General features: G+C 60.4%; 21 protein-coding genes. 8 read left to right on the top strand and 13 right to left on the bottom strand.

Translation table 11 applies throughout. The features are described from left to right. Positions 1-5: 5 nt before the first annotated feature. Genes HMPREF2736_RS10865 through HMPREF2736_RS10850 form a run of 4 tightly spaced genes read left to right on the top strand, consistent with a single transcriptional unit; the run spans position 6 to position 6,592 of the window. The gene (locus tag HMPREF2736_RS10865; protein ID WP_246822149.1) at positions 6-3,221 is read left to right on the top strand and encodes an arabinosyltransferase domain-containing protein; all 3,216 of its coding nucleotides are present in this window, start codon (positions 6-8) and stop codon (positions 3,219-3,221) included. A 12-nt stretch (positions 3,222-3,233) separates the two neighbouring features. Beyond that, positions 3,234-4,082 (top strand): cutinase family protein, encoded by an 849-nt coding sequence (locus HMPREF2736_RS10860; protein ID WP_070829760.1) that lies wholly within the window; start codon positions 3,234-3,236, stop codon positions 4,080-4,082. Between the two features lie 9 nt (positions 4,083-4,091). Beyond that, positions 4,092-5,942 (top strand): M13 family metallopeptidase, encoded by a 1,851-nt coding sequence (locus tag HMPREF2736_RS10855; protein WP_070829758.1) that lies wholly within the window; start codon positions 4,092-4,094, stop codon positions 5,940-5,942. Continuing rightward, entirely contained in the window at positions 5,936-6,592 is a 657-nt protein-coding gene (locus HMPREF2736_RS10850) for a hypothetical protein (protein ID WP_070829756.1), read from the top strand. The genes HMPREF2736_RS10855 and HMPREF2736_RS10850 overlap by 7 nt, the downstream gene beginning before the upstream one ends. On the opposite strand, the gene HMPREF2736_RS10845 is transcribed toward HMPREF2736_RS10850, so the two are convergent. Genes HMPREF2736_RS10845 through HMPREF2736_RS10820 form a run of 6 tightly spaced genes read right to left on the bottom strand, consistent with a single transcriptional unit; the run spans position 6,528 to position 10,160 of the window. Beyond that, positions 6,528-7,262 carry a hypothetical protein gene (locus HMPREF2736_RS10845; RefSeq protein ID WP_070820007.1) on the bottom strand — a complete coding sequence of 245 codons (735 nt, stop codon included), beginning with the start codon at positions 7,260-7,262 and terminating at the stop codon, positions 6,528-6,530. The two genes, HMPREF2736_RS10850 and HMPREF2736_RS10845, sit on opposite strands and share 65 nt — an antisense overlap. Continuing rightward, positions 7,259-7,948, bottom strand: coding sequence for a VOC family protein (locus HMPREF2736_RS10840; RefSeq protein WP_070829752.1), 690 nt, complete (start codon positions 7,946-7,948; stop codon positions 7,259-7,261). The genes HMPREF2736_RS10845 and HMPREF2736_RS10840 overlap by 4 nt, the downstream gene beginning before the upstream one ends. Next, a complete protein-coding gene (locus tag HMPREF2736_RS10835) occupies positions 7,948-8,229 on the bottom strand; it encodes an RNA-binding S4 domain-containing protein (protein ID WP_371326004.1) in 282 nt (93 codons plus the stop codon). Before HMPREF2736_RS10835 ends, HMPREF2736_RS10840 begins: the two co-directional genes overlap by 1 nt. A 16-nt stretch (positions 8,230-8,245) precedes the next feature. Then, positions 8,246-8,956: an SDR family oxidoreductase gene (locus tag HMPREF2736_RS10830; protein WP_070829750.1), complete on the bottom strand. Its 711-nt coding sequence runs from the start codon at positions 8,954-8,956 to the stop codon at positions 8,246-8,248. Beyond that, on the bottom strand, positions 8,953-9,525 hold the full coding sequence (locus HMPREF2736_RS10825) for a LysE family translocator (RefSeq protein WP_070421988.1): 573 nt from the start codon (positions 9,523-9,525) through the stop codon (positions 8,953-8,955). Before HMPREF2736_RS10825 ends, HMPREF2736_RS10830 begins: the two co-directional genes overlap by 4 nt. Then, entirely contained in the window at positions 9,525-10,160 is a 636-nt protein-coding gene (locus tag HMPREF2736_RS10820) for an alpha-ketoglutarate-dependent dioxygenase AlkB (protein ID WP_070829748.1), read from the bottom strand. Before HMPREF2736_RS10820 ends, HMPREF2736_RS10825 begins: the two co-directional genes overlap by 1 nt. 159 nt (positions 10,161-10,319) lie before the next feature. Here HMPREF2736_RS10820 and HMPREF2736_RS10815 point away from each other — a divergent pair, with 159 nt between their 5' ends. Next, positions 10,320-10,571 (top strand): hypothetical protein, encoded by a 252-nt coding sequence (locus HMPREF2736_RS10815; RefSeq protein ID WP_070829746.1) that lies wholly within the window; start codon positions 10,320-10,322, stop codon positions 10,569-10,571. A 55-nt stretch (positions 10,572-10,626) separates the two neighbouring features. Here HMPREF2736_RS10815 and HMPREF2736_RS10810 read toward each other — a convergent pair whose 3' ends face one another. The 4 genes from HMPREF2736_RS10810 to HMPREF2736_RS10790 all read right to left on the bottom strand — a co-directional run bounded on the left by HMPREF2736_RS10810 (position 10,627) and on the right by HMPREF2736_RS10790 (position 14,283). Further along, on the bottom strand, positions 10,627-11,250 hold the full coding sequence (locus HMPREF2736_RS10810; protein WP_070484946.1) for a response regulator: 624 nt from the start codon (positions 11,248-11,250) through the stop codon (positions 10,627-10,629). 181 nt (positions 11,251-11,431) lie between these two features. After that, positions 11,432-12,526: a sensor histidine kinase gene (locus HMPREF2736_RS10805; RefSeq protein ID WP_070829744.1), complete on the bottom strand. Its 1,095-nt coding sequence runs from the start codon at positions 12,524-12,526 to the stop codon at positions 11,432-11,434. A gap of 729 nt (positions 12,527-13,255) precedes the next feature. Continuing rightward, the gene (locus HMPREF2736_RS10795) at positions 13,256-13,834 is read right to left on the bottom strand and encodes a hypothetical protein (protein WP_083279376.1); all 579 of its coding nucleotides are present in this window, start codon (positions 13,832-13,834) and stop codon (positions 13,256-13,258) included. Between the two features lie 140 nt (positions 13,835-13,974). Next, positions 13,975-14,283 (bottom strand): hypothetical protein, encoded by a 309-nt coding sequence (locus tag HMPREF2736_RS10790; protein ID WP_070829742.1) that lies wholly within the window; start codon positions 14,281-14,283, stop codon positions 13,975-13,977. 160 nt (positions 14,284-14,443) lie between these two features. Between HMPREF2736_RS10790 and HMPREF2736_RS10785 the strand changes: the two genes are divergently transcribed. Then, a complete protein-coding gene (locus HMPREF2736_RS10785; protein WP_141761647.1) occupies positions 14,444-16,009 on the top strand; it encodes an HNH endonuclease signature motif containing protein in 1,566 nt (521 codons plus the stop codon). 1 nt (position 16,010) lies between these two features. Here HMPREF2736_RS10785 and thpR read toward each other — a convergent pair whose 3' ends face one another. Next, entirely contained in the window at positions 16,011-16,553 is a 543-nt protein-coding gene (gene thpR / locus HMPREF2736_RS10780) for an RNA 2',3'-cyclic phosphodiesterase (RefSeq protein WP_070829738.1), read from the bottom strand. 25 nt (positions 16,554-16,578) lie between these two features. Here thpR and HMPREF2736_RS10775 point away from each other — a divergent pair, with 25 nt between their 5' ends. Further along, a complete protein-coding gene (locus HMPREF2736_RS10775) occupies positions 16,579-18,696 on the top strand; it encodes an ATP-dependent RNA helicase (RefSeq protein WP_070829789.1) in 2,118 nt (705 codons plus the stop codon). Here the strand turns inward: HMPREF2736_RS10775 and HMPREF2736_RS10770 are convergent. Continuing rightward, positions 18,674-19,318 (bottom strand): Rib/alpha-like domain-containing protein, encoded by a 645-nt coding sequence (locus HMPREF2736_RS10770; RefSeq protein WP_070829735.1) that lies wholly within the window; start codon positions 19,316-19,318, stop codon positions 18,674-18,676. The two genes, HMPREF2736_RS10775 and HMPREF2736_RS10770, sit on opposite strands and share 23 nt — an antisense overlap. An 88-nt stretch (positions 19,319-19,406) precedes the next feature. On the opposite strand from HMPREF2736_RS10770, the gene HMPREF2736_RS10765 reads away from it, so the two are divergent. Then, positions 19,407-20,774, top strand: a complete 1,368-nt coding sequence (locus HMPREF2736_RS10765; protein ID WP_070829734.1) for a basic amino acid/polyamine antiporter — start codon at positions 19,407-19,409, stop codon at positions 20,772-20,774. Here the strand turns inward: HMPREF2736_RS10765 and HMPREF2736_RS10760 are convergent. Continuing rightward, the gene (locus HMPREF2736_RS10760) at positions 20,745-21,494 is read right to left on the bottom strand and encodes a TSUP family transporter (RefSeq protein ID WP_070829732.1); all 750 of its coding nucleotides are present in this window, start codon (positions 21,492-21,494) and stop codon (positions 20,745-20,747) included. The genes HMPREF2736_RS10765 and HMPREF2736_RS10760 overlap by 30 nt on opposite strands. Between the last annotated feature and the right edge of the window lie 14 nt (positions 21,495-21,508).

Below are 21,508 nucleotides of genomic sequence, written 5' to 3'. Positions count from 1 at the left end.
CCGGAGTGAAAACTGGATCTACTCGTCTTATTGCGACCGTTTCTGGTCTCATCGCGTTTGTGCTTCTGCTGCTCACCCCGTTTTTGCCGGTGAAGCAGACGGAGGCGAGCGTGTCGTGGCCGCAGAACGACACGGTTGGTTCGATCAACGCACCGCTGATTTCGTTGGCCCCGCAGGACCTTGAGGTCACGGTGCCGGCCAGCAGCGTCGGCGAACTGCGTGAGGGCCAGAGTCTGATCTTCGGTACGTTGCCGGAGTCGTCGAATAAGGCGACGGACCGTGGCCTGTTCATCACCGCTCCCGACGGCGGTTTGGTGGTGACTTCCCTCAACGACGTACTTTTCGAGCTCACCCCAGACGAAGTCCGCAACCTCCCCGACGATGCGAAGCTGCACGTCAGCGTGACGCACGAGGAAACGACGGTTGAGATCCCCGGCACGTCTCACTCGGAGACCAGCGAGGATGATTACCGCCCGCAGGTCACAGGCATGTACACGGAGCTTGAGAATAAGCACACGCTTATCGACGACGGCCTTGCCGCCCACATGAACATCAACTCCCGCTTCACGTCCTCCCCGACGCTGATCAAGAGCATTGCGATGTGGGGCGGCCTGCTGAGCGCCCTGGTCAGTTTGTGGGCGTTGAGGAAGTTGGATGGTCCGGCGCGCTATCGTCGTCGTCAAGCAAAGGGCTTGAAGCCTCTCGACGGCGTCGTGGCCGGTGTCCTTGGCTTTTGGCACATCTTCGGCGCGAACACCTCCGATGATGGCTTCCTGCTGACCATGGCGCGCGTGGCCGCGAACACGGACTACATGGCCAACTACTACCGCTGGTACGGCGTGCCGGAGGCCCCGTTCGGCTCCCCGTTCTACGACGTGTTGTCGTTGCTGTCGGAGGTCACCACCGCGTCGATGTGGATGCGCCTGCCGGCCCTGTTTGCAGCGCTTGGCACGTGGTGGTTGCTGTCGCGCGAGATCCTGCCGAAGTTGGGCCCGGAGGTCGCCGAGCGCAGGGTCGCCCACTGGACGGCGGCGTTTGTGTTCCTGGCGTTCTGGCTGCCGTACAACAACGGCACCCGCCCGGAGCCGATCATCGCCGTTGGCCTGATGGCTACCTGGGCGCTGTTCGAGCGCGCGATTGCCACGAACCGTCTCACCCCGGCAGCGTGGGGCACCGTGACCGCCGCGTTTACCCTGGCGTGCGGCCCGACCGGCCTCGCAGCGGTTGGCGTGTTCCTGATTTCGCTGCCTGCGGTGCTGCGCATGATCGGTTCGCGCCCGCAGCCCCGAATTTCTTACGTCGCGCCGTTTATGGGCGCGGGCCTGGCGGTGATGGTGCCGGTGTTCCACGACCAAACTCTGGCCACCGTGCTCGAGGCGACGAAGGTGCGCTCCGAGGTCGGCCCTGCCCTGAGCTGGTTTGAGGAGTGGACCCGCTACGCAACGCTTCTCGAGCAGACCGTCGACGGCTCCATGTCGCGCCGCTTCCCCATGTTCGTGCTGCTGCTGTGCACCGGCCTGATCCTGTGGGCGCTGGCGAAGGGCGACAAGACCACCGGCACGACCAAGCGCATGATGCTGATCCTTGGCATGGCGACGTTCTTCCTGCTGTTCACCCCGACGAAGTGGACGCACCACTTCGGCATCTACGCGGGTCTCGGCGGTGCGATCGCGGCTGTGGGTGCGGTGGTGCTCTCCCGGATTGCGATGAAGTCGGACCGCAACCGCACGTTCGCTATGGCTGCGGTGCTGTTCCTCATGGCGTTTACCCTGGCGGGTTGGAACGCGTGGTGGTACGTGTCCTCGTTCGCGGTGCCGTGGTGGGACCGCACTGTGCAGTTCAAGGCCATCGAGGCCAACACCGTGGTGCTGGCGATTGCCCTGGTGGTGTTCGCAATTGGTGTGGTGCAGTCGATGCGCGGCCCGCGCGCGATCAGCACCCGTTGGTCGGGCGTGATGGCTGCGCCGATCGCCGTGTTTGCGATCCTCATGGTGACGTTCTCGTGCCTGACGTTTGTGAAGTCGTTCGTCTCCCAAGCCCCGGCGTATTCGGTGGGTATGGGCAACGTGAAGTCGTTCAAGGGCGACGTGTGTGCCCTCGGCGGCGACGTGCTTCTGGAGGACGACACGAACGAGTCCTTCCTCACCCCCGTCGGCGGCGTTCCACTGGGCAAGTCCCTGGATGCGGGCAAGAACATCGGCTTCACTCCGGACGGCGTGCCGGCGTTCATCGCTTCGGAGACGGCCGATACTTCGGACCGCACGCTGAGCGACACACAGTCTGACGACGACACCGCCGACGTCGATCCCGCTTCCGACGAAGCCCAGTCCACCTCCCGCGTGAACACCCAGGGCAACCGTCCGAATTCGATGCGCGGCGTGAACGGCTCGACCGTGCGCCTGCCGTTCGGCCTGGACTACAACCGCATTCCGGTTGCCGGCACCTTCGATGATGAGCCGAAGCAGTCCGCGTCGCTGGAGACCACGTGGTACGAGTTGCCGCAGCTTAGCGACGACCGCCCCCTCCTGGTCACCTCCGTCGCCGGCCGCATCGCCCACCACGACATCAATGGCGTGGAGCAGGAAGGCACCGAGCTGAAGCTGGAGTACGGCACCAACAAGGACGGTGTGGTGCGCAAGCTCGGCGAGGTAGAGATGCTCGACCAGGGGCCAACCCCGCTGTGGCGTAACCTGCGCTTCCCGCTGGCGGACCTGCCGGAGGAGGCGAACGTGGTGCGTCTCGTCGGCGAGGACACCTCCCTTGCGGAGAAGGACTGGCTGGCGGTCACGCCACTGCGCAACCCGAAGCTGATCCCACTGTCTGAGCGTTTCGATTCCGACACCCCGGGCCTGCTCGACTGGACCGTCGCGTTCCAATACCCCTGCCAGCGCCCGTTCTTCCACGCCAACGGTGTCACCGAGATTCCGGAGTTCCGCGTCATGCCGGACGGCCCGGGCAAGCAGCAGCTCTCTGGCTTCATGGACTTCCTCGGCGGCGGCGCGCTCGCCCCTGCGGAGGCCGTGAACACCTCGTATGAGATCCCGGGCTACCTCAAGGACGATTGGCAGCGCGACTGGGGTTCGGTGGCGCAGTACGAGCCGCGCCGTAATTCTGCGGGCGACGTTCCTGAGTTGGCGCACGTGGACACCGAGGTGACCACACGTTCCGGCCTGTACACCCCCGGACCGATGAAGGTGCGAAACCCTGACGAGCAGGGTTAGGATGCACATGTCATGAAACTCAGAAATGTTCTCGCAGCCTGCGTCGCTGCCCTCAGCGTCCTGGCCGCCACCACTGCGGAAGCACAGCCCTTCAAGCAGCAGGGGTGCTCCGCGCATTACCTGGTTGCGGTGCCGGGCGGAGCGAACACGGCTGAGGGGATCCCCGACTACGTGCCGCACGGTGGCAACGTATTCATGACGGGCATCCTGACCAAGCTCGGCACCGCCGGCGAGATCGATCCAGTCTGGGTTTCGTACCGCTCCACCCCGTTCGCGGCTACCCCGTACAAGCAGGCGTCCGCCACTGGCTACAACAAGGCGCGTGCAACTGTCACCCGCCTAGCCAATGCGTGCCCGGACGCCCGCTTCTCCTTCACCGGTTACTCCCTCGGCGCCGACATCGCCGCCCGCTTGACCAGCGATATTGCGCACGGTCGCGGCCCGATCGCGCCGGAGAAAGTCTCGGGTGTGGCACTGTTTGCCAACCCGTACCAGGGCGACAACGGTGCGGTGCTGTCCCACGGCACCTCCCCGCACGCCCGCGGGTCCCTCGGCCCGCTCCCGGAGGGCTACGGCGAGCTCGGCCCCCGCGTGCTGGAGATCTGCAACGCCGGTGACCTGGTGTGCAACATGAACGAGGCGCACCGTGGTCTTGTCTCCCCGGCGATGCGCACCAACCTGGCGGCGGGCCAGATCCCGTTTGCGGAGTTCAATAACCTCTTCCGCTCCCTTGGGCTGGGTACGTTCACCGTGTTCCACGACATCCGCCTGCACGGCAGCTACACCCTCGGCCAGCAGCGGGAGGCATCCAACTGGATTATCGAGCAATCTTTGGCCCCGATCCAGGTGCCAATTCCGTAGCATGGTGGCATGCATGACCTCTTTGAAGTAGTAAACGGCGAGTGGGTCGCCAACCACGAAATCCCCGCTGACCGCGGCATTGACGGCGCGTTTTACGCCCTGCGCGATAAGGCGGAGGAAGATGTCCACGCCATTCTTGCGGACGGCAACGCCCTCTACACCTCCTTTATGGACGTGGATGCGGTCAACGCTGCAGGCATCGACGCCCTCAACGCCGACTTGGAGTTGATTGAGGTGGCGAGCGTTGAGGAGTTCGTCGAAAAGTTAGGGCTCTTGGAGCGCACAGGCATTGGCGCACCGCTGACCTACTGGGTGGAGAAGGATTCCCAGGGCGAGGATTCCGTCCCGTACCTCGTGCAATCGGGGCTTGGGCTTCCCGACGAGGCCTACTACCACGAGAAACAACACGCACAGACGCTCGCGGACTATGAGAAGCACGTCGCGCGCATGCTCGAGTTCCTCGCCCCGAAGTACCTGCTGGGCCTGAGCCCGGAGATCGCCGCACAGCGCATTATCAATGTGGAGAAGGCGCTGGCGGATTCGCACTGGGATGTGGTGAAGTCGCGCGACGCGATCGCCACCTACAACCCGGCCGAACTCTCGGACATGCCGCCGCTGGTGCAGAAGATGCTTCGCGCCTCCGGCCTCCCCGACGGCCGCGTCATCGACATGATGCCCTCCTACACCGCGGATCTGGATGCAATGCTGCGCCGCGAAACGCTCGCCGACTGGCAGCTGTGGGCTGCGTGGAACATCCTGCGTTCCCGCGCCGGCGTGCTCAGCGAGGAGATCGGAAGGGCAAACTTCGAGTTCTACGGCAAGAAGCTTTCCGGCGCGACCCAGCAGCGCGACCGCTGGAAGCGCGGCGTGGCCCTCGCAGAATCCCTCATCGGCGAGGACATCGGACGCGAATACGTCAAGCGCCACTTCCCGCCGGAGTCCAAGGAGCAGATGCTGGAATTGGTGCAGTACCTTATCGACGCCTACCGCACCCGCATCGCCGACCTCCCCTGGATGAGCGAAGAAACCAAGAAGAAGGCCGCGGAGAAGCTTTCCCAGTTCAACTCCAAGATTGGCTACCCCGACAAGTGGCGCAGCTACGAAGGCCTGGAGTTCACGGACAACCTCGTCGAGAACGTGCGCCGCGGTGCCGCGTTTGAGCACGACTACCAGCTGGGCAAGATCGGCAAGCCATCCGACCGCGACGAGTGGGTGTCCAGCCCGCAGACCGTCAACGCGTTCTACAACCCGGTAGTCAACGACATCACCTTCCCGGCCGCGATCCTGCAGCCGCCGTTCTTCGACCCCGATGCCGACGCCGCCCAAAACTTCGGCGCGATCGGCGCGGTGATCGGCCACGAGATCGGCCACGGTTTCGACGACCAGGGCTCGCGTTACGACGGCCAGGGCAACCTCAACTCCTGGTGGACCGAACAGGACCGCGCCAACTTCGAGAAACTCACCTCCAAACTGGTCGATCAGTTCAACGGTCTCGTCCCGTCCGTCTTGGAGGGCACCGACACCTCTGGAGTGAAGGGCGAGTTCACCCTCGGCGAGAACATCGGTGACCTTGGCGGACTCGGCATCGCCGTCGTGGCGTACAAGAAATACCTCGCCGACAAGGGCCTCGAAGAAACCCGCGAGGGCTTCCAGAACCTGTTCTACGCGTGGGCTCGCGTGTGGCGTTCCAAGGCCCGTCCGGAGATGGCGGCACAGCTGCTGGCCATTGACCCGCACGCCCCGAACGAGTTCCGCTGCAACGTCATCGCTGCGAATATCGACGAGTTCTACGACGCCTTCGACGTAGAGAAGGGCTCCAAGATGTGGATCGAGCCCGAGGACAGGGTGACGATTTGGTAGAGGAATACCCGCTCAACGAACAGGGTGACCCGAACTTCAACGTCGGTGGCGTCAAGCGCGACCTGCCGCCGGAACTGCAGTTGGAGCAGCTCGCCTCCTACATCGAGGCGACCTACGAGGACGGCCCGAACTACCTGGCACTCCTTCCAGACAGGATCACACACGCCGCCATGCTCATGCTTGGCAGTGCGGTGGATCATGCGATGCCGGCGACGAAGTGGTCGGGTGAGGTGGTCGTCGAGAAGCATGAGCTCGGTGTTGTGTTCAAGCCGAGCAACCCGACGGGCGCGTGGGCAGTATCCGTGTGGGACGGTCCCGCGAACGCAAAGGAAATGCTGTGGCGCCCCGACGTGGCCGCCGCCGCTGAACTCTCCGGCACGACGATCCTCGACGTCGACCGCGCAGAAGACGCCCAACGCGCCGTCGACCAACTGCCCGGCCCCGTCACCGCCTGGGTGCTTGGGGATACCCCAGCCCCCACCGCCGACGACTACGTCTTCACCTTCCCCACCACCAACCGAGAGGGATTCGTGCAGGTCCCGGCAGGTTCAGGGCTCGAAGGCACCGAGTACTACGCCAAGGGGTTCATTTCCACACCGGCAGAAATCCGCCGTCGAGTGCAGGATGTCGCGGAGCATCTCCGTCGTTGACCTGGTTGATACCCACGTTGGTATCCACCGTGTTTTCATAGGCGGTGCCGTACGTCAGTGCGGCCACCGCCCACGTTTCCTTGCCGATCTCACCCCAGGACACCGAGCCCGTCGCACTCTCCCGGTCGTCTGACCAACCCATCTTCGAGCCCTTCACACGCTTCAACCGGGCCGTGCCAAACCCCTGGATGAAACCGTCCGACGCCACCGCGGTCTGCTTCTCCATGCCCGCGAACAGCGGTTTCGCCGCCGGGTCCCACACAATCGACGCGATGAACGTGGCCAGATCCCGCGCCGAAGTTTGCGACTTCCCCCACGACACACCACGTGCCGTCTGCTTCAGGTCAAAGTCCTTGGCAATCTCATCAATCGCCTCCGGATACTTCGCATCCAACGTGCTAGCAATCCCGTCGTCGGACGACGCGATCATCTCCTCCACCTGCTTCTTCTCAGCCTTCGTGCCGTTGTACAGCACGTAGTAGCCCAGGTAGAGCTTCGCCAACGACAACGCCGGTCGGGCCTCCTCCGCCTTCGGCGAAATGGACACGCGCCCGTCCGGATGCACCACCGCAAGCCCCGTCCGATCCCTGTTGTACGACGGATCCACGTGGTACGCACTCAGCGGAAAACTTAACGACGCCACCAGCAACGCCGCCCCTACACGTTTCACAGCACAGAGTCCGCTTCGCTGATCTCCTCAAACGTCGGTGTTTCAACCTCGACGATGAAGCACTGCGCACCGTTCGGGTCCGCAATGCCCGCCATCGGCCCAAACGCGCCCTCGCCAGGTCCGACGAGCACCGTGCCGCCGTGCGCCTCGACCGCCTTGCACGCCGCCTCGAGGTCTTCCACACCGAAGTAACTCACCCACGACGCCGCCTCGCCGACGTACATACCCAAGAACGGCGCACCGTCCTCAAACGCCAGGAAGTAGCCGTCTTCCTCGCGGATCTCCCAGTCGAACAGGTCGCCGTAGAAATCGATGGTGGCCTGGTCCGTGGTCACCAACTCGTACCACACCGGCACCCCCGGCTCACCGGCCGCGACGAAGCGTTCCTCCGGATCCATCAGGCCGAACAGGCCGCCGGATGGGTCTTCACACAGTGTTAGCTCCCCGTCCGCGCTCAGAATGCGCCCGCCGAGCTTCCCTACCTCGCCGCCGCCCATAAACGACGTCACCCAACCGTCCGCCTTCGCCGACACCAGGCCCGCCACCGGCAACCCATCCTTGCGAGCAGTCCCGTCGACAATCTCCCAGCCGAATACGTTGCTGTAGAAGTGCGTGGACTTCAGCACGTTCGTGGTCATCAGGTCCTGCCAAAACGGCATGCCGTCCTTGCCTTCGAATGCAGGCATTACATGTTCCTCCACTTCTCCGGATCGAAATCGTCGTTGGCGGTGCGCTCATCGAAGTAATCGTCACCGTCCGAGTCCGTCATCACTGTTGCGGAGGCGTCGCCGATCGAGACGGTGTCTTCGTCGTGAAGCAAATGCCCCCGCGAGGTGACCACGTCGCCGTTAACCAGCACCTCGCCTCCCGCAATCGCTTCCTTTGCGTGACCACCAGATTCGACCAGGTTGGCCAGTTTCAAGAACTGTCCGAGCTTGATTGATTCGCCCGAAATCGACACGTCCATATGCATGCCGGACAGTCTATCGGTCCGCCTGATCGACCGGCATGATGCTCATTGTGTCGATGTTTACCCGCTTCGGCAGGCTCGCCACCCACCGCACCGCCTCCGCAATGTCCTCGGCGGTGAGGTTCACGTTGCCCTCGTAAACCTTCTGCGCACGTTCCTCGTCGCCGCCGAACCTGTTCAGCGAGAAGTCGGTCTTCACCCGACCCGGGTCGATCTCGCACACACGAATGTTGTTCTCCGCCTCTTCCCTGCGCATCGCCCTGGTCATGCCGCGCAGACCGTACTTCGCCGCGTTGTAGCCGGACCCGCCCTTGTACGCGTCCGTGCCCGCGACCGATCCAATGTTGACCACCAGCCCCTCCGATGCCTTGAGCTGCGGATACAACGCCCTGGTGACCCGCATCGTCCCCATCACATTGGTCTCGAGCATCCACTCCCAGTCCGCGTCGTCCGCATCACGCAGGTAGTCGGTTTCCTTCGCACCGCCCGCGTTGTTGACCAGCAGGTCCACGCGCTCTAGCTCGTTGAGTTTTGCCACGCTGGCCGGGTCCGTCACGTCCAACTCCACCGCAACGCCACCGATGTCGTCGGCAATCGCCTGGCACTTCTCCAGACGCCGAGCCGCCACGATGACCTTCCAGCCGTCGGCGGCAAGGGCCCGGCACGTCGCCTCGCCGATACCCGCGGAACCACCTGTAACTACTGCAACCTTTTGTTCGCTCATGTGCCGAAGTGTAGGCCCTCCCACAGCATCCATGTGGCCAGAAGGATAAAGATGATGCCCGTGACCACGTCGATCCACCTGCCGTAACGCTCAATCTTGGACGCCATCGCACGGACTGCCAGTGCGAACCCGACGAACCAGATGATGCCCGTGACAACCAGCAGCGGCACCGCCCACCAACCCACGTGCGCGAACTGGGCGAAGATCGCTCCGAAGAACAGGACGGCCTTCGGGTTGGACAGGTTCGTCGCCACACCGGTGAGGAACGGTCTGCTCACCTGCTGCGCTTCCGGCAACTCCGGGTCGCTCGCCCGAATCGCGCCTATGCCCATCCACAACAAGTAGGCGCCACCGACGATCTGCAGCACCGACAGGATCTCCGGGAACGCTTGAATCAACGCACTCAGACCCGCCAGCGACGCGACGATCCACACCGTGTTGCCCAGCATGATGCCGAGCGCGCACAGGATGCCATCCCGTCGATTCTTCGCGCCAACCCGGATGATCTGAAACAGGTCCGGACCTGGGCTGACGATTGCCGCGAACCAGACTCCAAGCAGTGCGATCATCACTTCTCCATCTGTCGCATAGTGATGTTGAGTCTTCCTTCTAGCAGCGTCGACGTCCCCTTCTTTGCCCCCAGCACGCCGTGTCTCGCGCGGCGGGCTGGGCCACCGAACACGAGGGCATCCCCGGACATCAGGAGAATATCGTGCCCCTCGATGCGAAACACACAGTCCTGACCGAACGACAGGCTGACCACCGCGTTCTCAGATTCTTCCTCCGCATCGACGTGCATGCCCATTCCTTTGCCCGGCGGGTAGAAATTCACTAACGCCGTTTCCACACGTGGAGTCTCACCAACCCGCGGATCGATCTCACGTGCCCGATCCATCACCTCCCCTGCGATCCGCTGGAAATTCTCCGGCACCGGCGGTACCGGGTATCCATCAACTTCCTGCAGCATGCGGTACGGATTCGTCGCCCAAAACCACCCGAGCGACAGCATCCACGCATCCATCTGCCCTTTGCCTACCCGTGGTTGGCGCATCGCCACCGGCGTGCCGGCAACCGACCTCACTAATTCGCTCGCTTGTTCGATAATTTCCCGCCGCTCATCAGAGGTGAAAAACGCAGGTAAATGCACCACCCCAGACATGACGCGGTTGGGTTCGCGTGGGATCACGGTGGCGTCGAAAAGCATCTGCTCCACCTTGCGTGTCGCGGTCGTTTTATATGATTTTCACACAATAACCCAAAGTGTTCGAATAGGCAACCGTATTACTTTTTATTTCTGCTGGTTAATCCCCTGCCGCTCGTTCGTGTGTTCGATATTGCTATTGACGACCCTGCAAAGGGGGCCATGACCACGGCAATCGAACCGATGTTTCGCAACCAAAGCACTAACGACCCGCACGCAAGCGCCGCCCAAGCGATCCGCGACATCTACTGGGGAATGTTCCGCATGTACGCGTACGAAGGCCACGTTGAAGACGACTTTTACATGATCTACCTCGACTGTCACTTTCTTGACGTAGCCGCGGCTTGCGGATTGGCAGAATGCGGACTGCACAGGCTTCGTGGCTGTAGTGGTCGTCTTCTTCGTGACTTCTAGCTGACGCCAAGAGCCTTTTTCCAGACAGCGAAAGTACTCCGCCGAAACAATTAGCTCAGTTCAGGAGAGCTATAAGTTCCGCCCTAGAGCTACAGTCCATTTTTTTCAGAAGAGAAGACACTATTTTCTTTATATAGGATTCAGAATAAAATAACTCTTTTGCTATTTGTCTATTGCTGTTTCCTCGGCGCAACAATTCCATGACAGCTTCCTCATTATCGGTTAATGAAGCGTGTGCCATTCGTTCGACAAACCGTCCCCACGGGGATTGAGCTACCAGCCGTTTCACGCATTGGGGTGAGAGACTGGTCCCTCCGTTAAGCGCATCTCTGAGTGCCTGAATAATTACCTGCGGAGGTTGTCCTTTAATGACGTACCCGGACGCCCCACGCGCAAGAGAAGTAATCATCGTGTCGTCAGTGTCGTAAGCTGTCATCACAACAAAAACAGGTGGTTCATCGAAACTGTTCGTCTGTTTCAGTAATTCGACTCCATCCATATCGGGCATGCGGACATCGGACAACACAACGTCACAGGTATGACTATCGAGCCATGTCAGCGCGCAGCGCCCGTTCGCGGCGGTGGCGACAACCTCTAGGTCTGGGGTTTTAGAGAAGTAAAGCGGAAAGGATTCCCGGATTACGGGATCATCATCAACAAGGAGGATCCTGGCGCTCATTTACTACACCAAGGATGGGTTTGACCTTTACTGCACCCCAGCCAGTCCTTAATAATCTGGTATGTATGAGTCACCGGTTTCCTCTCAGCGGGAGGTACCTCGACTGTTACGGGGGATCCTGCCACAAGGCTAACGGTAAGCATAAGAGAGATCACGGAATTCATATTTACGACGAAACCTTTCAGACGGGGACATGGAAAGTAATCGACCAACGGGCATCAGCGCTATCCAGTGTCATGCTTCCGCCTACGGCGGCAATCGTTCGCTGCATAGATACTAAACCAAAATGGCTGGAACCAGCTCGCCCACGCCCCGGTCTATAAGTGTTAGCGAGAGTCACAATGATTTGTTTGGCATCTGCAGTTGCAGTCATTCTCACCATGGAATCAGGTACGGCATACTTGATGATATTGGCACTGGCCTCAGACAAACATCGACTGAGCGCCTTGTCGATAGACTCAGTGCCGGGATCCACGCTGACATTCGCGGTGGATTCAACATGAAATCCGGCCTCCTGAAGCGCGCGATTAGTTTGTATCAGTGTCGTGGTTAGCGCTGGCACAGTCGCTTGCTGATGATTGATCGCCTGGGCATTGAGCTCGTCCACTAACGCGCGAATACCGCCTATTGACTTACGCGCTGTGGTAGCACACTTCTGTAGAGCTTGCTCTATCTCCGGCGTGGAGATCGCCAATGCTTCAAGCCTAACTATCAGCGCAGTTAGATCAGCAGCTACCGTGTCATGGAGAAGCCCAGCTACTTCTGCCTTACGTTGGCGTATCTGGAGATGGCGTTGCCTTTCTTTTGTATTCACCGTGTTGATAAACCACCCAACGGCAAATGCGCAAACCATCATGAGACTAAAGATGGTCACAGACTGCGAATCCACACTAAACGACTTTTTATCCGGGGAGTAAAACCCAAGTAGTGTCGTAAAAACTGCAAGGACTACTCCAGTCTTATACCTGCGTTGCGCAGTAACTACAGTAACCATCAGAACGGACGTCAACGTCACCAAATCTGGAGAACGAGCGGAAAAGCTTGCGACCGCAAACAGCGCAAGATGCCCCAGAGCGGCGACAGTAGGCCGATATGCCGCCAGAGGCAATGTAGCTGCTAGCAAGAAGAAAAGCACCCCAGTGCCAATGTCGACAGGAGCGACTACCGAAACGCGCAAGCCCCACAGAGTAAGAGCCAGCAAGCACAACACCAGCGCTATTACTACGCGGCCAGAATGAAACGCCTTAATAAACACATTAAGCACCCAGAGTTGCATCGATGGAAACCATAGAAGAACAGTGAAGCATGAAAGTTACGGTTCGTCCCGCCACCCAGCAATCGAATTTTCAACTATCAACTTATCGACGTTGAATCAAAAGCGATGCCAGAACCGGCCGATCAGAACCCCCGATATCCAATCGAAAAGCGAGGCGATAGCACTTCAAACTAGAGCACCTTTAGGCTTTGTTCCGCGACCCAAAGTACCTTTCCACTCTGAAGTGCCCCGAGTTTTGTTCCTAGGCATTTGCCTTGATTTCTATTTTTGCTTGGGGCGCTGTCCATGTTTTATCTGTTTGGCACCATCCCAGAGCCTCAACAAAAAGGGGGACAACGACCAGCAGTACCCGAACCAGGGAATTTGCCAGCTTCGGGGTAAAACTTTCCCAAGATAAGCAAACTAGATAGGGTCGCATTTTCCATTTTTAGCATCTCGTTTCTGCAGCTCAACAATTGATTCAGTGAGCGAGAAGTCCGGATTGTCTTGTCGGAACTGCTTGATTGCAGACGCTGAGGGGATGGGTAGGCTCGAATCGATTTCTTGGGCCTTCGAGAGGTTTCTGTTTGGCTTTAGTCCCCACACTCCGATGATTGCGAGAACAAGCGCTAAGACGAACTGCCCCGTAACGATGGCCACTACTGCCGCCCCAATTGACAAACAAGACCCTATGTACTCTAGTTTTTCGAGCATATCTTCCTCTTGTGCAACTATTGCTACATGCGTGCGCTAGTCGAAGCACTTTTCCTGCACGCCAGCGATTCCTACGAGCTCCGCCGCGAGTGCACCGACAGCTCCACCGAGAGCTTGCAGCTTCTCGTAGCTGAAGCTCGCCCCCCACATGACGCGAACGGCTTCCGCCACTCCTCCAAGTTCTTTGATATAGCGCTTTATCTTGAGAAGTTTGGCGGCTCCAACCAAATTACCTGCGATCATCCCCGTAATTGCCCCAGTACACCCAAGAACACTGGCGTAAGTAGTTACCCCCGGTGTCCCTGTCACAAGGTTTTGCTGGACCCATGTTTGAGTAGCAGCATCGCCTTGAAGGAGGACTTCATCTGGAATAGACATGATGGTTTTCAGGTCGGCTTCCATTTGCTGTGCCTGTTCGGCAAATGCAGGGTCAAATTCAGTGCTGGTGCCCGCTGCATGCTTCGTGGAAATCCCTTTACCATTGCTTTTTTGAGTGCTGATAGAGGGGGCGTCGGTGGGTGACGGAGTAGCGTACGCGGCTGACACTGACGCGACCGAGCATGCAATGGTCAGCGTGACTGCCCCTGCGAGGACACGATTACGGTGAAAAAACATAGTACCTCTCTAGTGGTGGACTGGATTGGAGACACTTTTGAAACTAACCGCCTACCTGCAGAAAGGGCAATAGTTCAGATCACTTCTGGAACTTTAGTATCCACAGTGGTTCCAAAGGTTGCACTCCTTTTTGGAGCGCCTTAATCTTTTCGGCTCAAAAACAACTTGACGCTGTCGCCGTTGGCGCCCCAGGGAGTGGTGGGAAATAGATCAGTGGTTAAAGAATTCGCCCAGAACCAGCCGAACGACAGCATCCACGCATCCATCTTCCCTTTGCCTACCCGTGGTTGGCGCATCGCCACCGGCGTGCCGGCAACCGACCTCACTAATTCGCTCGCTTGTTCGATAATTTCCCGCCGCTCATCAGAGGTGAAAAACGCAGGTAAATGCACCACCCCAGACATGACGCGGTTGGGTTCGCGTGGGATCACGGTGGCGTCGAAAAGCATCTGCCCAACATACCGTGTCGTGGCCGTTTTATATGATCTTCAAAATAGCCACCCAGGATGTTCGAACACCTGAACTCTTTATTCTTCATTGTTCCGTTATACCCCCTTGCGTATCGCTTGTTTGTTCGATACTATAGCACCATAGACGAAAGGGGGGACCATGACAACGGCAACCGCACCACCGAAAATTTTCCGCAGTCAGCGACCAGATGATCCAGACAGCCGAAACGCTCAAATGATTCGCGATATTTACTGGACAATGTTCGGCGAGTACGCATATCCGGGCCTCGAGGTGGATGATTTCGACCTCACTGTTGAGAAGGTGCAATCGGCCACCAGTTGGAACAAGGGGTTTGTAAAGAACGCGATCCTCGGACATGCAGTCCTACAAGAACTTCCACGGCTTCGCGCGCTACAGAGCAACACACGGGTGATGGACATCGGCCACCTGACCGCTACATATACCGCGATCGAGGAGCTCGGCCCAGATCCAGACGAGGAAGCACTCGCGCTTATCGACGAGATCCTGGTTGACACCTTCACCCCCAAGCGCAACAACCAGCAGGTTCCGCAACGCAAGACGGTCACCGACCGCATCCGCGCTGCAATTAAACGCCTGGACAAGTCGCGCGGGTACAACGCAAAGAAGCGCGATGAACGCGAAAAGGACACTAGCGACACGTTCCGGATCGACTGCTTCTCATTCGGTGGAGAGGACCGCGCGTCGATAGAGATATTCACCAACCCAATCGCCGCAGGTCGCGTCGGCGCAAGTGTGAAGGCTGTCGCCCGCGAACATGGCATCAGCATGCCCGAAGCCGCTTTGAAGTTGCTGTGTGGTGAAATCGCCGGCACATCCGTCACACCGGTGCTCAACGTGTACAGCCCGAAAGACCACGAGGAAGGCGACCCGGTTTTTCTGCCAGGTTTGGGTTGGACCGATGCTGAAACCACCGCAGCCTTCGAAGACTGGTTGGCGTCCACCGACCACGTCGAACGCGACCTCGACGCAGCAGCCGTACAGAAACTAGGTGGCTACGCCCCGAACGAGGCGATGCGTCACGCTGTCATCGCCCGTGACGGCACCTGCATTTACCCTGGCTGTAACCGCGCCGCTCAGCAGTGCCAGCTCGACCACCGCATCCCTTACGGCGAAGGTGGCGAAACCGCAGTGGAGAACCTGTTTGCACTATGCCAGCACCACCACAATCTGAAAACGGATCGTCGCGGGTTCTACATTCCCGATCCGGTCACCGGTGATATCGTCTGGCTTTTCGAGGACGGAACATACGAAATCTGCACGCCGGAAGGCCTCCTCCACGAGCAAGTCACTCCGACGAACCCGCGGTGGAAGTCCAGCCTGGCCAACGTACGTAAAAACCGTGCCCGGGCCGCCGAGTTCTACGCCAAAGGCCACCGAATCCTGGACATTTTCGACGACACCCTCGACGAAGAAGCAGCCACCACCGCGATCGAAGAACTCGAGCAGGAATACAACATGGAATTCCCATTCGCACCCGAAATGCCGTGGGAAGAGCCACTCCCTCCAGAACCGGACGACGAGGAACCGCCGTTCCCGGACCCGGAAGACTACTACCCAGAGGAAAACCCGTTCCACGAACAACCAAAGATTGATCTGCCTTACTTCGCTCACAGATTCAGATTTGATGACCTTAAAAACCTGGTGCTTGATATCGATGGGGACAACTTTGGGCTGGCCACGTAGATCACCGCAGGTAGAACCTGTCCACCACGTCGTATTTCGGGCCGCCACTTCTCCCCTTGCCCAGGTGGGACTCGAGCAGGAGCACTTCGTCGACGGCGAATTCGGGGCCGGTGTAGATGGCGAGGGCGTGGGCGTGGTCGTCGAGAAGCAATGGGTCCCGAGTTCGCGTGCCGGTGCGGGCGACGGTGAGATGCGCACGTTGGCGGCGGTGGGCATCTGGGTCGAGTTGGCAGTCCGCCATGAGGTCTTTCAGAGGTGCTTTGTCGCCGCCGACGCCGATCCACATGGTGCGGCGTTCGAAGCAGCCGGCGCCGCGAAGATGCAAGCGGAGGGGCCGAGTGAAGGCAGTCGCTTGGGAAAGGTGATCGGTGACCAGGTCGGCGTCGTTGGGTTGGTTGCCGTAAAACGCCAGCGTGATGTGCCAATTGTCCGGGTCAGACCAGCGCAGTTCAGTGCCGGAGAAGTCCCGGATGGGGCGCAGGGCGGTGATGAGGTGTTCGCGGACTTCGTCGGGTGGGACGATCGCTGCGAAGAGGCGTCTCATGCCCCACACGCTACCCTGGATTGCCATGTTCGACCTGGCGAAAATCGGCCGCGACCTTCCGGTGTCGCAAGTCGTGGACAAGATCCCCCATCGCGGTCCCCTTGTGGTGGAAGCGCCACCGGGTACGGGCAAGACGACGTTGATCCCGCCGGCGATCGCAAACATTGCAGGAAAGACGCTGGTCACGGCGCCAAGGAGGGTGGCGGTGCGGTCGGCGGCGAGGAGGCTTGCGTTTCTCGACGGCACGCCTCTCGGCACCAAAGTCGGCTACTCCATCCGCGGAGAGCACAAGGATGGCTCCGAGGTGGAGTTCGTAACCCCCGGGGTGTTGTTGAATCGCCTGCTCAAGGACCCCGGCTTGGAGGGGGTCGGTGCGGTGGTGATCGACGAGGTGCACGAGCGCCAACTGGACACGGATTTGGTGTTGGCGATGTGTATGGAGGTCGCGCTGCTTCGCGACGACCTCTACCTCACCGCCATGTCCGCCACCCTGGACGCACAGAAGTTTGCCGACCATATGGGCGCGCAGGTCCTGTCCACGGAGGCGGTGACGCACCCACTGGACATCACGTATGCGCCCCACCCGGACAGGATCCGGGGAACGCGCGAGTTCTACAAACACGTGGCGCAACAGACGCACGGCACGGAGCGGACCTTGGTATTTGTGCCGGGTGTGCGCGAGGTGGATTTGGTCTGCGGGTTCTTGGACGATGCGGTTCCGCTGCACGGGAGGCAGAGCAGCAAGGAGCAGGATGAGGCGCTGAACGGGCCAGCGAGGGTGGTTGTGGCGACGTCGGTGGCGGAGTCGTCGATAACTGTGCCGGGCGTGCGCAAGGTGGTGGACGCAGGCCTGTCCAGGGTGCCCAAGAGAGATAACAGGGGCATGACGGGCCTGGTCACGGTGTCGGAGGCGAAGACGAGTGCGGATCAGCGTGCTGGCCGTGCGGCCAGGCTCGGTCCGGGCGAGGTTGTGCGGGTGTTTTCGCGCGACGATTACGCCAACTTCCAGGCGGACATCACACCCGAGATCCTCACCGCGGATCTGACGGGTGCGCTGCTGACTATGAAGGCGTGGGCGTCGCCGGACCTGCCACTGTTGGATCAGCCGAAGGACCTCACGGAGGCGGAGCAGAATCTGGAGGCGATTGGGGCGCTAAGCAACGGAAAAATCACCGATTTTGGCAAAAGGTTGGCCAGTTTCCCGCTGGATCCGCGGCTGGGCGCGGCACTGTTGACGTTCGGTTCGCAGGCGGCGGGCACGATCGCGCGGCTTGCTGGTGAGGTGGATGCGAAGCGGCTGCGCAGGCTTGTCGACGACAAAGGCCCGGCGGACCCCGGCGAGGTGATTGCGGCGGCGTTTCCGCAATGGATTGCGAAGAAGGTCGGCGAGGGCGAGTACCTGTTGGCGTCGGGGACGCGCGCGAAGTTCAACTCGCATAGTGAGTGGATCGCGGCGGCGGAGATCCAGCGCACACCGACACAGGTGATCATCCGAGATGCCGAACCGATCGCGTTTCCGCAGGACAGGGTGACCGAAACCAAGAAAGCAATGCTTGTCGACGACAAGGTACGCGGCCGGCTCGTCACCTCCGTCGGTGCGATTGAGCTCTCCTCCACCCCGATCAAACTGACTCCCGACGAGGCGGCGGAAGCGCTCACCCACCTGCGGTTTGAGGACTTCCCGCTCACCGACAAGGAGCAGCACCTGAAGGAACGGCTGGACTTCCTGCACGCCACCCTTGGGTGGCCGGATGTGAGCGAAGGGGACTATTCGGTTGAGGTTTCCGAGGTGGCGAGGGGGTCGTCGATAGGCAATTGCGATATGCGGACGGCGATGTTGCGGCAACTGGATTGGAAGCAGGTCGCGGAGTTGGACCAGGTGGCGCCGAAGGAGTTTGAGTATGCGTCTGGCAGGCCGGTGAAGCGGGTGAAACTGCAGCACATGTTTGGCAAACACGGCCAAACAGTCGCGGGCGTGAAGGTGCTGTACCACCTGCTGTCGCCTGCGGGTAGGCCGCTTGCGGTGACGGATGACCTGGACAGTTTTTGGGCGGGGCCGTACCAGCAGGTGCGCAAGGAGATGCGGGGCCGCTACCCCAAGCACGCGTGGCCGGAGGACCCTACTTCACACACTGGGAAATAATCGCGCCTGCGCCAGCGAGGCCTGCGACGGCGAGGATGGCGGCGATGCCGAGGTCAACGTCGCGGGAGTTGAGGTCCCGAAGTTTCAGATCGACGCTCAGGGCGTTCTCGACGACCAGGTTGAGGTCGTTCTGACGCGCGGCCAGCGGCAGGCTCATCTGGGAGGCGAACCCAAGCGGCAGTAGCACGAGCAGTGGCAGGCCGACGCCGATGGCGGTGGCGGAGCACTTCGGGGAGACCTCGGGGGCGTATTCGACGAGTGCGTCGAGGATCGCGCCTTCCTGGTTGAGGTCGGTCGAAGCGTCCTTGCTGATGGTGACGCGGACGGGGAAGACTCGCTCGGTCTCGTCGGCAAGCACTGCGCGGACGGGCCACTCGTACACGCCGGGGGTAACCCCCTCCCCCGGCGTGAGGTGGATGGAACCGTCGGGGTTCAAGGTTGCCCAACGCGGTAGGTCCTCGGCTTCGTACCAGGCTTCGCCGATGGGCAGGGGTGCCTCGATGGTGGCGGTCAGGCCCGGCACGACTGCTGTTTGTTTGTATCCGTCATCGGCATATGCTGGGGAAACGGTTGCCAACGACAGTGCAATGGCACATGTCATTGCCGCAATTTTCTTGCGCATTTGCCGCCTCCCTCAGTTGTTTATGCTTTAAACGTTCTGTATCGATTGATGATTGTAGTAGACAACCCCTGGGGTAGTGTTAGTCGCCATGACAAAGCGCACCGTTTCGGTCTGGACGCTGGTCTCCCTCATCATCGGATCGACCATTGGTTCCGGCATTTTCGCGCTCCCCCAAAACATCGGCTCGGTCGCGAGCCCCGGAGCGATGCTTGTTGGTTGGGCAATTGCCGGCGTCGGCATGTTGTCCATTGCTTTCGTGTTCCAGATCCTGGCGGTGAGGAAACCCCACCTGGACTCCGGCGTGTACGCCTACGTGCGCGCCGGCTTGGGTGACTTCATCGGATTTACCGCAGGTTGGGGCTACTGGCTCGGCTCGGTGATGGCCCAGGTTGGGTATGCCACCTTGTTCTTCGGCACACTGAGCCACTATGTGCCGGTGCTGCAGAACCGCTGGGTGTTGGCAATCGCGGTGTCCGCAATGAGCTGGCTGATCCTGTGGGGGCTGACGCGCGGCCTGAAGCAGGCGGCGGTGATGAACGTGGTCACCACCGTGGCAAAACTCGTACCCATCCTGGCGTTCATTGTGTTGGTGGCGTTCCTGGGGTTCTCGTGGGACCGCTTCACCACCGACTTCTGGGGCAACGCCAACAGCGCACCGTTTAGCGCTCAGTTGAAGGGCATCATGCTGTACACGGTGTGGGTGTTCATCGGTATCGAGGGCGCGTCGGTGTACTCCAAGCAGGCTCGCCGCCGCAGCGATGTGGGCCGTGCGACCATCATCGGCTTCCTGTCGGTGTTGGCCCTGCTCGTGGCGGTGTCCACCCTGTCCTACGGTGTGCTCAGCCAGGAAGAGTTGGCGGCGCTGCCGGACAACTCGATGGGCGCCGTGCTTGAGGCAGTTGTCGGCCCGTGGGGTGGCGCGCTGGTCTCTATCGGTCTGTGCTTGTCGGTGCTGGGTGCGTACGTGTCGTGGCAGATGCTGTGCGCCGAGCCGATTGTGATGATGGCCCGCGATGGGTTGTTGCCCAAGCGATTGGCGACGACCAAGAACGCCCAGGTTCTGTCCACCATCGTGATCCAGCTGTTCGTGGTCGTGTTCTTCGTCTCGGCGGCGTCGTACAACGGCATGGTGCAGTTGGCCACGATCATGTACCTGCTGCCCTACATCTTCTCCTCCATCTACCTGGTGCTTATCGCGCGCGATAACCACGTTCACTTGGTGGTGGGGTTGATCGGTTCGGTGTACTCGCTATGGCTGATTTACGCGGCGGACCCGGTATACGTGCTGTTGGGCGCGCTGGCGGTGGTGCCGGGCATGGTGCCGTACGTGGCTACCCGGCGCGCCAACAACGAGCGTTCCTTCAACACCTTTGAGTGGTTCGTTGTGGCGTTGGTGCTGGTCGGCGCGGTTGCGGCCATTTATGGCCTAGCCAATGGCTCCCTGGTCCTTGAGTAGTTTCACGCACAGCACCACCACGAGGATGAGCAGGGCGACGCGCACCAGTTTGGAGCCGCCCTTGAGCACCGTTCTCGTGCCGATCTGCGCGCCGATCACGTTGGCCACCGCCAAGATCAGCGCCAGTTTCCAATCGATGTAGCCACCCACGCCAAAGACAATCAGCGCGCCGAGGTTCGTGGCGGTGTTGACCACTTTGGCCATCGCCGCCGACTGGAGAAACTGCTGCGTGAAAATGGCGGTGAACGCCATGATCAAAAACATGCCGGTGCCCGGGCCGAAGATGCCGTCGTAGGCGCCGATCAGCGCCGCTGCTGCGAATCCCAGCGCAATTCTTATCGACGACACCCTTCTCTCCCCGGTCGTCCCAAACGTCGGTTTGACCACCACGAAGATGCCGACGGCGATTAGGAGGGTGATGATGATCGGGTTGGCGATGGAGTCGTCGATAAGCGAAACTGCAGTTGCTCCAAGCGCGGCGGCGATGCCTGCGATGAGGGCATAAATCCACGTGAACTTGGGCACCCCGACGCGGCGAACGAGCGAAACTGCGGCCGAGGCGGTGCCGCTGATCGCCGCAACCTTGTTGGTGGCGAGCACGGATGCGGCGGGCATGCCGGTCGTCGCCATGAGTATCGGGATGAGCACGAGGCCGCCGCCGCCGATCACCGCATCGATCCAACCGGCGAACGCTGAGGCTGCGATAAGGAAGGCGAGCATACGACTACTATGCA

It is taken from the genome of Corynebacterium sp. HMSC036E10, assembly GCF_001836265.1.
GTDB classification, from domain to species: domain Bacteria; phylum Actinomycetota; class Actinomycetes; order Mycobacteriales; family Mycobacteriaceae; genus Corynebacterium; species Corynebacterium coyleae.
Note: the sequence above shows the minus strand (reverse complement) of the source record. Positions and strands in the feature narration are given on the sequence as shown.